Below are 9,516 nucleotides of genomic sequence, written 5' to 3'. Positions count from 1 at the left end.
GTGCCGACCGGCGTGAAGATTTTCTCCTGGATCGCCACCATGTGGGGCGGGTCGATCAGCTTCAAGACGCCCATGCTGTGGGCGATCGGCTTCATCTTCCTGTTCACCGTGGGCGGCGTGACCGGCGTGGTCCTGGCCAATGCCGGCATCGACTACAGCCTGCACGACACCTATTACGTCGTGGCCCACTTCCACTACGTGCTGAGCCTCGGGGCCGTGTTCGCGATCTTCGCGGGCTTCTACTACTGGTTCGAGAAGATCTTCGGCGTGAAGTACCGCGAATGGCTCGGCCAGCTGCACTTCTGGGTCATGTTCGTCGGCGTGAACCTGATCTTCTTCCCGCAGCACTTCCTCGGCCTGCAAGGTATGCCGCGTCGCTATATCGACTATCCCGAGGCGTTCACCCTCTGGAACCACGTGTCTTCGATGGGTTACCTCGTGACCATGGTCGGCGTCGTGATCTTCCTGGTCGTGCTGGTTGAAGCCGCGATCCTGCGCCGCAAGGGTGAAGCCAATCCTTGGGGTGAAGGCGCCACGACGCTGGAGTGGACCCTGTCCTCGCCGCCGCCGTTCCACCAGTTCAATGAACTGCCGGTGGTGAAGCCGGACCTCCACTAGGTCCAGCTCGCCAAGGACTTCAGGGGCGCGGGCTGGGACAATCCAGCGCGCGCCCTTTGGTCGTTTTGAGAGTATTGTGATGGCCATGTCGCCAGCCCTTCCACGTACGAGCGCACCGCCGCGGTGGCAGGACTATGTCCAGCTGTTGAAGCCTCGCGTGATGTCGCTGGTGATCTTCACCGCGATCACCGGAATGGTCTGCGCCGACTCGTCGGTGAACCCGATCCTCGGGGCGATCGCCATCTTCTGCATCGCCGTGGGCGCCGGTGCTTCGGCCGCCTTCAACATGTGGTACGACGCCGATATCGACGCCAAGATGCGCCGCACTCGCGCTCGTCCCGTGCCATCCGGCAAGGTCCAGGGCTCCGACGCGCTCGCCATGGGCGGGGTGCTGTCGATGTTCTCGGTAATGCTGCTTGGCATGACCACGAATTGGCTGGCGGCCGGGCTGCTGGCCTTCACCATCTTCTTCTACGCGGTCGTCTATACGATGTGGCTGAAGCGCTCGACGCCGCAGAACATCGTCATCGGCGGCCTGGCGGGCGCTTTGCCTCCGGTGATCGGCTGGGCCGCGGCGACGGGAACCGCGCCGCTCAACGCATGGCTCCTGTGCGCGATCATCTTCATGTGGACGCCGCCGCACTTCTGGGCGCTGTCGCTCTATACGAGCGAAGACTACGAGAAGGCCGGAGTGCCGATGATGCCGGTGACGGCGGGCGCGGCCTCCACCCGCAAGCAGATCCTCATCTACAGCCTGTTGTTCGTGCCGCTCTGCATCGTGCCGGTGTTCACGGGGCTCGGCGGCCTGACCTATCTGGCCGTCGCCGGCCTTGGCGGTCTGGTGTTCCTGGTCCTCGCCTGGCGCGTCTTCAAGAGCCGGGCTGGCGAAGCCGCAGGCGAGCGCAATGACGACGGCCTCTATGACGTCAAAGGCGGCTCCAAGGATGCCCGCAACCTGTTCGCCTTCTCGATCCTCTACCTGACCCTGCTGTTTGCGACCCTGCTGGCTGAGCACGCGCTCGGCCTGCCGGGCGTCGGAGTGCTGTAAGTGAGCGAGCCCAAGCCCGATCCAACCATCGAGGCGCGTGCGCGCCGTGGGCGCAATATCGCCCTGGCGCTCGGCCTGGTGCTGTTCGTCGTCCTGGTGTTCGTGGTGACTGTCGTGCGTATGGGAGGCAATGTTGGCCTACGACCGCTCTAAGCCGGAGCCCTCGCCCCAGGCGAAGCGCAACGCCAAGGTCGGCATGATCTGCGCGATCGGGTTTGTGTCCATGATCGGCGCGGCCTACGCATCGGTGCCGCTCTACAAGGCCTTCTGCCAGATCACCGGCTTCGATGGCACGGTCCGCAAGGCCGAGGTTGCACCTGAGAAAGTGCTGGACCGGAAGCTGACCATCCGCTTCGACGCCAACGTCCGCGAGCTTCCCTGGAAGTTCACGGCCGAGCAGACCTCTCAGGATATTCGAATCGGCGAGACCGGCTTGGCCTTCTTCAAGGTCACGAATAACGGTGATCGTCCGATAACCGGCCGCGCCATCTACAATGTCGTGCCGGAAGCGGCCGGCGCCTATTTCCAGAAGCTCGAGTGCTTCTGCTTCTCCGACCAGACGATTGCGGCTGGAGAAACCATTGAATTTCCCGTGGTTTACTTCGTCGATCCCAAGTTCGCCGAGGACTTTGAGACCAAGGGCAAGGGGGAGGTCACGCTCTCCTACACGTTCTTTCCGTCAGTCGAGGCCCAGCGCGGTGAAAAGCGCGCCGACGCCTCGACGACAATCCATTCTTCCGCCCTTGGCGTAACCGCCAAGGCGGGGCTATAGCGTCACGCGAATTGTCTTTCGCCAACTCGAGAGAGGAGTTGGCGTCAGTGAGATCTGAGAGGGGTTAGGACCGAAATGGCCCACGGCGAAGTCAAACACGACTACCACTTGCTGCCTCCGAGCCCTTGGCCGCTCGTGGGTTCCGCGTCCGCCGTCATCATGGCGCTGGGCGGGGTCGTCTGGATGAAAGGCCTGTTTGGCCTGCCGGAAGGCACGTGGTGGCTGTTCGCCGCCGGGTTCGCCGGCGTCCTTTATACGTTCTTCGGCTGGTGGTCGGAGGTGATCAAGGAATCGAAGGCTGGCGACCACACGCCCGTCGTCTCGATCGGCCTGCGCTACGGCATGATCATGTTCATCGTCTCCGAAGTGATGTTCTTCGTGGCGTGGTTCTGGATCTTCTTCGAAATGGCGCTCTTCCACGAGCACCGGACGCTGTCGTCCATCGAAGAAGTTCGTACGGCCTGGGCCACCTGGCCGCCGCAAGGCATCGAAACGGTTCCGGCCTGGAACCTGCCGCTGCTGAACACCCTCATCCTGCTGCTGTCGGGTACGACGGTGACCTGGGCGCACCACGCGATCCAGGAAGGTGACCGCAAAGGCACCAAGATCGCCCTCATCCTGACGATCGCGCTTGGCGCCGTCTTCACGATGATCCAGGCCTACGAATACCACCACATCCTGACGCACAACTACTTCTTCGGCGCCGAGGATCAGGCCAACTCCGGCCTGTACGGTTCGTCCTTCTTCATGGCGACCGGGTTCCACGGCTTCCACGTGCTGATCGGCACCATCTTCCTGGCCGTCTGCCTGATCCGTTTGCTGCGCGGCGGTTTCACCCCGCAAAAGCACTTCGGCTTCGAAGCGGCCGCCTGGTACTGGCACTTCGTTGACGTTGTCTGGCTCTTCCTGTTCGCCTTCATCTACGTGGTGTTCGGCGGAGCCGGCCACTAAGGCCCCGAGACATGAGCAGCCCCAATCCGCTTTTGGCGGGCCTTCGCGGCCGCTGCCCGAACTGCGGAGAGGGGCGACTCTTCGAAGGCTTCCTCAAGGTCGCGCCCCGGTGCGGATCTTGCGGGTATGACCTGGCCAAGGCCGACTCTGGAGATGGCCCCGCAGTCTTCGTGATCCTGATCGCGGGTTTCTTCTGCGCTTTCCTGATGCTCTTCACCGAGCTGAAGTTCTCGCCCCCGGTCTGGGTGCATATCGTTATCTTCCTGCCACTGACCCTGGGCGTCTGCCTCGGTCTGCTCCGCCCGCTGAAGGGCGCGATGCTGGCGGCCCAGTTCTCCAACAACGCCTCAGAAGCCCGCCATGACTGATCAAGCTCGCCGCTTCCCGGTGGGCCTGACGATCGCGGTCGCGATCTCGCTCTCCATCCTGATCGGCCTTGGTGTCTGGCAGCTCCAGCGACTGGCCTGGAAAGAGAGCCTGCTGGCGCGCGTGGAAGCGCTTCAGGCCGCTCCAGCCCAGTCGGCCTCAGCGGCTCTCGAGCGCATGGCCGCCGGCGCCGATCTCGATTTCGCCCGGATCAGCATTGAGTGCCCGGGCCTGGCCAGCGCGCCCTATCTCCAGCTCTATTCGGTTCGCGACGGCCAGCCGGGCGCCCGGCTGATCTCAGCTTGCCAGACAACCGACGGCCGCTACCGCACGATCCTGGTCGATCGCGGTTTCGTCGACGAAACCGTCTCGGCCCGGCCGAAGGTCAATGTGTCCGATCGGGCGCCGATCGCGGTGACCGGCGTGCTGCGCGTGCCGGAAAAGGGCAATTTCGTCAGCCCCCCGAACGACGTCGCCGGCAATCGCTGGTACGTGCGCGATGTGCCCGCGATGGCCCAGGCGCTCAATGCCGACGCCCCCGCTCCGCTGGTCCTCATGGCGGAAACCTCTTCGAACCCCGAGTGGAAGGCGCTGGATCCAGCGCCCCTGCCGGCTCAAATCACCAATCGCCACCTCGAATACGCCCTGACCTGGTTCGGTCTTGCTGCGGCCCTGGTCGGCGTCTATGTCGCCATGCTTTGGCGTAGACGGAAGACGTGATGCGGTATGTCTCCACGCGGGGGGAATCGCCCTCCGTCGGCTTCATTGATGCGGTTCTCGCCGGCCTCGCGCCGGACGGCGGTCTTTATGTGCCGCAGGAGTGGCCGACCTTCAGCCGTGACGAGATCGCGGCCTTTGCTGGAAAACCCTATCACCACGTCGCAACCGAAGTGCTCTCACGCTTCGTCGGTGATGAGATCGCGCGCGAGACCCTGGCGGAGATGTGCGCCGAGGCCTACGCGACCTTCACCCATGCCGCGGTCGTGCCCGTCCGCCAGCTCTCGGCCGGCGGTTTCATGGCCGAGCTGTTTCATGGCCCCAGCCTCGCCTTCAAGGACGTGGCGATGCAGTTGCTGGCGCGGTTGTCCGACCATGTTCTTGGCCAGCAGAATCGCACCCAGACGATCCTGTGCGCCACATCGGGCGACACCGGCGGCGCGGCGGTCGAAGCTTTCCGCGGGCGGCCCAACACCAAGATCGTCGTGATGTTCCCCGATGGCCGGATCTCCGAGGTCCAGCGCCGCTTTATGACCACCGCGGACGAGGACAATGTCCGCTGCGTGGCGGTGGCTGGCGACTTCGACGACTGCCAGGCGATCCTGAAGACCTCGCTGCAGGACGCGGCTCTGAAGCAGGCTGTCGGTCTGTCGGCGGTCAACTCGATCAACTTCGCCCGCATCGTCGCCCAGAGCGTCTATTACTTCACCAGCGCCGTGGCGCTGGGCGCGCCCCACCGCGAGGTCGCTTTCGCGGTTCCGTCCGGCAACTTCGGTGACGGCTTCGCGGGCTTCGTGGCCAAGCGGATGGGCCTGCCGATCGCCAGGATCATCATCGCCACCAACTCCAACGACATCCTGGCACGCGCCTTCGAGGACGGCCGCTACGTCCGCGGCGTGACCGCCCCGACCCAGTCGCCGGCCATGGACATCCAGTCGGCGTCGAATTTCGAACGGCTTTACTTCGAGTGCGTGCGCCGCGACGGCGTCGAGACCGCCCGCGCCTTCGCCGCCTTCGCCGAGACGGGCGGCATGGACATCCCGCCCCAGGCGCTGGCGGCCATGCGCGAGACCTTCACAGGCGTTTCGGTCAATGAGGGCGAGACCGCCCGCACCATCGTCGCCACCCTGCGTGAGACCGGCGAACTGATCGATCCGCACACCGCCGTCGCCGTGGCCGGCATGCAGCGCGCCCGGGGCGTCACCGACGCGCCGATCGTTGTGCTATCGACCGCCCACCCGGCGAAATTCCCCGACACGGTCGCGGCGGCCACCGGCGAGACGCCGATCATGCCGCGCACTGCTTCTCATCTGGCCGGCAAGGACGAGCGGTTCGATCGGCTGCCTGCCGACGCCGACACCATCAAGGCCTACGTCATGGCCTTTGCCGAAGGCTGACCCACTGCCCACCGTCCACACGCTGAAGAATGGGGTTCGCGTCGTTTGCGACCCCATTGATGGACTTGAAACCCTGGCCCTGTCGGTTGTCGCCGGCCGGGGCGCCCGCTCCGAGGACGAGGCCCGCTCCGGCTGGTCGCACCTGTTGGAGCACATGGTCTTCAAAGGGGCGGGCGAGCGCTCGGCCCGCGACATCGTCGAGGTGATCGAGGCCGAAGGCGGCCAGATCAACGCGGCGACCGGCTATGAGCGCACCAGCTTCCAGATCCGCGCCCTGAAGGGCGGCCTGGACCTTGGGTCCTCGGTGCTTGCTGACCTCGTCTTGCGCCCGACCATGGACGCCGGCGATCTCGTCCGCGAGATCCAGGTGGTCGGCCAAGAAATCGCTGAGGCTGCCGACACCCCCGATGACCACGTCTTCGAAATGGCCCAGGAAGCAGCTTTCGGCGGCCAACCGCTTGGGCGGCCGATCCTGGGCACGGACGAGTCAATCGCCCGGGCGAGCACCGAGACCCTGTCGGCCTGGCGCGCGGCGCTCTATGCGCCCGACAGCCTAGTCATCGCCGCCTCCGGCGCGGTGAACGAGGCCGAACTGCTGGCCCTGGCCGAACGCGATTTCGGCGGCGCGGTCGGGGAGGGCGCGGCGCTTCCGACTCCGGCGGCCTTCACCGGCGGAACCCGCACCACCTCGAAATCGCTGGAGCAGGCCAATCTGGTCTTCCTGCTGCCGGCGGTCGGCGTCCGTGACGAGGCCTATTTCGCCCTGCGTCTCTACGCCGAGATCCTGGGCGGCGGGATGGCCTCGCGCCTGTTCCAAGAAGCTCGTGAGAAGCGCGGCCTGGCCTACGCGGTCGACGCCTATTCCGAGACCTATGCTGACACCGGCGCACTGGGGATATTCGCCGGCTGCGCCGCCAAGGACGCCGCCGAACTGGCCCGCGTCGCCGCGGGCGAGGTCCAGGGCATGGCGACCCGCATCGAGCCAGCCGAACTCTCCCGCGCCAAGGCGCAGCTGAAAGCCTCGATGTTCATGGCCCGTGAGCAACCGCTCTCGCGGTCCGAACAGGCCGCGGCCCAGGTGCTGCTGTTCGGCGCCACCCTGCCGACCGCCGAGCTCGCTCAGCAGATCAATGCGGTGACCGCGCAGGATATCATCGCGCTTGGCCAGCAGATCCTGGCTCCGCGCCGCGCCGCCGTTAGCGTGCTGGGCCCCAAGGGCGCTCTGAAGGCCGCCGACGCCTTCCAGAACGCACTATTCGCCTAACCCTCGCCGGCTCTTGACGCCGCCCCCCCAATCCCGCGACCCTGCACCATGGCCTTGTTGGATTGGATCGCCCCGGAGAGCGGGCTGCGGATCGAGGGTGACGGGGTGCGCCTTCGGCCTCCGCGCGCCACTGATTTCGCCGAATGGCGGGAGTTGCGGGCCCAGTCGCGGGACTTCCTGCAACCCTGGGAACCGACTTGGCCGGCCGACGATCTGAGCCGTGCGGCGTTCCGCCGCAGACTGACCGCCTATGCGCGCGACCGCGAGGCGGGGACCGCTTTTCCGTTCTTTGTCTACCGAACGCGCGACGACGCCCTGACCGGCGGCATCACCCTTTCGAACGTCCGGCGAGGTGTCGCCCAGATGGGTTCGGTGGGTTATTGGTGCGGTCAACCCTTTGCCAGACAAGGCCAAACGCTCGCTGCAGTGCGAGCGCTCACGGTCTTCGCCTTCCGCACTTTGGCCCTGCATCGGCTGGAGGCGGCCTGCCTCCCGCAGAACGACGCATCACGCCGATTGCTCAACCGCGCCGGGTTTCGGGAAGAGGGGCTCGCTGAGGCTTATCTGAAAATTAACGGCGTTTGGCGAGATCATGTGTTGTTCGGTCTTGTCTCGCCCTTGAGGGCGCACGAGGAGCCGGACGACGGAGTGTCTGTTTAGTGCGCAAGGCAAAATGCCGGACCGCGCAACGGCGCGTTGGCCTATAGCGTCTAGAGGCGATGCCGAACGATCGTTGGAGCTGGGACGCCACGACGACGCTAGAAGCGTTGGGTGCGGCTGACGTAGTTCTCTGGCTCTGGGAGCCCGAGAAGGATCGTCTGCGTTTGACTGGCGCATCGCGCGCGCTTGGCTTGGGGCCGCTGGCTCCGGAATGTTCGTCTGCGGCGCTGCGCGCCCTGGCCCTGCCGCCGGATCGGGCGCTGGCCGAAGATATCCTCCGCGTTCAGGAACCGGGTTCGCCCATCGCCGTGCGCGTGCGCATGCGCGGCGGCCAAGTCTGCATCTGGCGCGGCGTCTGGCTGGAGGAGGGCGGCCTGCGCGCCGCCGGCGTGATCGCTCCTGAGGTGAGGTTTGCGTCCTCTGACCTCGACAGCCTGACCGGCCTGCTGGACCGCAAGACATTTGTCGCTCGGGCGCGCGAGCGCCTGCAGAGCCCTGGCCAACATGAACTGGTGGTCGCCGACCTCGACCGCCTGCGACGTCTAAACGAGGCGCTGGGCCACGAGCGCGCCGACTTGGTGCTGGCCGCGCTCGGCTCGCGCCTGGCCGCCGCCTTCCCTCCGAACGCGCTGCTGGCGCGGGTGGGCGAAGATGAGTTCGCCGTCCTGACCCCGGCCTCGCGCCCCTCCGCCGCCGAGACCCTGCGCCAGGCGCTGGAACAGCCGCTGCGGGTCGCCGGCTTCGACATTCATCCGACCCTCTCGATCGGCGCTGTCGAGGCTCTGGGCGGCGAAGACGCCCCCGAGGCTGCCGAACTGCTGCGCCGGGCTGAATTGGCGGTCGAGGCGGCCAAGGGCAACGGGCGCGGCGGGGCCGCCGCCTATGGTAGAAGCCTTGAAAGCGACGGGCTGTCGCGGCTGGCCCTGGAGAGCGATCTGCGCGGCGCCATGGGGCGCAACGAGATCGTGCCCTTCTACCAACCCATTGTACGTCTCTCGACCGGCGCCTTGTCGGGCTTCGAGGCCCTGGCCCGCTGGCGCCATCCGCGCCGCGGCCTCCTGACGCCCGACCAGTTCCTGCCGCTCTGCGAAGAGATGGGGCTAATGAGCGAGCTCGGGGCGATGATGATGCGCCAGGCTGGTCACCAATTGGCCAAGTGGCGGCGCGACCACCACGCGGCCGGCGAACTGACCGTCGCCGTGAATCTGTCGACTGGGGAAATCGACCGGCCGGACCTGGTTTCCGACGTCACCGCGATCCGCCGCGAGACCGGCCTGCCGCCGGGCGCGCTGAAGCTCGAGGTGACCGAGGGCGACGTCATGCGCGATCCGGATCGCGCCGCCATTGTGCTGGGCAAGCTGCGGGAAGCCGGGGCGGCGCTGGCCCTGGATGACTTCGGGACCGGCTTCTCGTCGCTCAGCTACTTGACGCGACTGCCTTTCGACACCCTGAAGATCGACCGCTATTTCGTGCGGACCATGGCCACCAACGAAGGCTCGGTGAAGATCGTCTCCTCGGTCGTGAAACTCGGCCAGGATCTTGATCTGGAGGTCGTGGCCGAAGGAGTCGAGAACGCGCAGATGGCCCGCCACCTGCTTTCGCTCGGCTGCGACTACGGCCAGGGCTTCGGCTATGCCCCGGCGCTGTCGCCGCAAGAGGCTGAAGTCTACCTCAACGAAAGCTATGTGGACGGCGCCGCGCCGGTGAAGGCGCGAGGGTGAAG

Annotated in this window: 11 protein-coding genes; all 11 read left to right on the top strand. The window is 66.0% G+C overall.

The genetic code is table 11. From position 1 onward, the window contains the following. Positions 1-618 (top strand): cbb3-type cytochrome c oxidase subunit I (locus Q8M13_RS00185; RefSeq protein ID WP_305297575.1); only part of this gene is annotated, 618 nt, incomplete at its 5' end. Between the two features lie 79 nt (positions 619-697). Then, the gene (cyoE, locus tag Q8M13_RS00180) at positions 698-1,666 is read left to right on the top strand and encodes a heme o synthase (RefSeq protein WP_305297573.1); all 969 of its coding nucleotides are present in this window, start codon (positions 698-700) and stop codon (positions 1,664-1,666) included. Beyond that, positions 1,667-1,819, top strand: a complete 153-nt coding sequence (locus Q8M13_RS00175; RefSeq protein ID WP_305297571.1) for a hypothetical protein — start codon at positions 1,667-1,669, stop codon at positions 1,817-1,819. A 43-nt stretch (positions 1,820-1,862) separates the two neighbouring features. Further along, positions 1,863-2,438, top strand: a complete 576-nt coding sequence (locus Q8M13_RS00170) for a cytochrome c oxidase assembly protein (protein ID WP_370869901.1) — start codon at positions 1,863-1,865, stop codon at positions 2,436-2,438. A gap of 75 nt (positions 2,439-2,513) precedes the next feature. Continuing rightward, positions 2,514-3,389 carry a cytochrome c oxidase subunit 3 gene (locus Q8M13_RS00165; protein WP_305297568.1) on the top strand — a complete coding sequence of 292 codons (876 nt, stop codon included), beginning with the start codon at positions 2,514-2,516 and terminating at the stop codon, positions 3,387-3,389. 11 nt (positions 3,390-3,400) lie between these two features. Then, a complete protein-coding gene (locus tag Q8M13_RS00160) occupies positions 3,401-3,757 on the top strand; it encodes a DUF983 domain-containing protein (protein ID WP_305297566.1) in 357 nt (118 codons plus the stop codon). Beyond that, positions 3,750-4,475, top strand: a complete 726-nt coding sequence (locus Q8M13_RS00155) for an SURF1 family protein (protein ID WP_305297565.1) — start codon at positions 3,750-3,752, stop codon at positions 4,473-4,475. Before Q8M13_RS00160 ends, Q8M13_RS00155 begins: the two co-directional genes overlap by 8 nt. Then, a complete protein-coding gene (gene thrC / locus Q8M13_RS00150) occupies positions 4,475-5,869 on the top strand; it encodes a threonine synthase (protein WP_305297564.1) in 1,395 nt (464 codons plus the stop codon). Before Q8M13_RS00155 ends, thrC begins: the two co-directional genes overlap by 1 nt. Next, entirely contained in the window at positions 5,856-7,133 is a 1,278-nt protein-coding gene (locus Q8M13_RS00145) for a pitrilysin family protein (protein WP_305297563.1), read from the top strand. The genes thrC and Q8M13_RS00145 overlap by 14 nt, the downstream gene beginning before the upstream one ends. 48 nt (positions 7,134-7,181) lie before the next feature. Then, complete coding sequence (locus Q8M13_RS00140; RefSeq protein WP_305297561.1) at positions 7,182-7,793, top strand: GNAT family N-acetyltransferase; 612 nt, start codon at positions 7,182-7,184, stop codon at positions 7,791-7,793. Positions 7,794-7,852: 59 nt separating this feature from the next. Then, positions 7,853-9,514 carry a bifunctional diguanylate cyclase/phosphodiesterase gene (locus Q8M13_RS00135; RefSeq protein WP_305297559.1) on the top strand — a complete coding sequence of 554 codons (1,662 nt, stop codon included), beginning with the start codon at positions 7,853-7,855 and terminating at the stop codon, positions 9,512-9,514. Positions 9,515-9,516: the final 2 nt, after the last annotated feature.

Source organism: Phenylobacterium sp. (genome assembly GCF_030681155.1).
In the GTDB taxonomy this organism is placed as follows: Bacteria; Pseudomonadota; Alphaproteobacteria; order Caulobacterales; family Caulobacteraceae; genus Phenylobacterium.
The sequence above is the reverse complement of the archived record's forward strand: the minus strand, read 5'-3'. Positions and strand labels throughout refer to the sequence as shown.

What these genes read in the sequence shown, in the direction of transcription:
- cyoE (WP_305297573.1), top strand. Translation starts at nt 698, where the DNA reads ATGGCCATGTCGCCAGCCCTTCCACGTACGAGCGCACCGCCGCGGTGG.
- Q8M13_RS00170 (WP_370869901.1), top strand. Translation starts at nt 1,863, where the DNA reads ATGATCTGCGCGATCGGGTTTGTGTCCATGATCGGCGCGGCCTACGCA.
- Q8M13_RS00165 (WP_305297568.1), top strand. Translation starts at nt 2,514, where the DNA reads ATGGCCCACGGCGAAGTCAAACACGACTACCACTTGCTGCCTCCGAGC.
- Q8M13_RS00160 (WP_305297566.1), top strand. Translation starts at nt 3,401, where the DNA reads ATGAGCAGCCCCAATCCGCTTTTGGCGGGCCTTCGCGGCCGCTGCCCG.
- Q8M13_RS00155 (WP_305297565.1), top strand. Translation starts at nt 3,750, where the DNA reads ATGACTGATCAAGCTCGCCGCTTCCCGGTGGGCCTGACGATCGCGGTC.
- thrC (WP_305297564.1), top strand. Translation starts at nt 4,475, where the DNA reads ATGCGGTATGTCTCCACGCGGGGGGAATCGCCCTCCGTCGGCTTCATT.
- Q8M13_RS00140 (WP_305297561.1), top strand. Translation starts at nt 7,182, where the DNA reads ATGGCCTTGTTGGATTGGATCGCCCCGGAGAGCGGGCTGCGGATCGAG.
- Q8M13_RS00135 (WP_305297559.1), top strand. Translation starts at nt 7,853, where the DNA reads ATGCCGAACGATCGTTGGAGCTGGGACGCCACGACGACGCTAGAAGCG.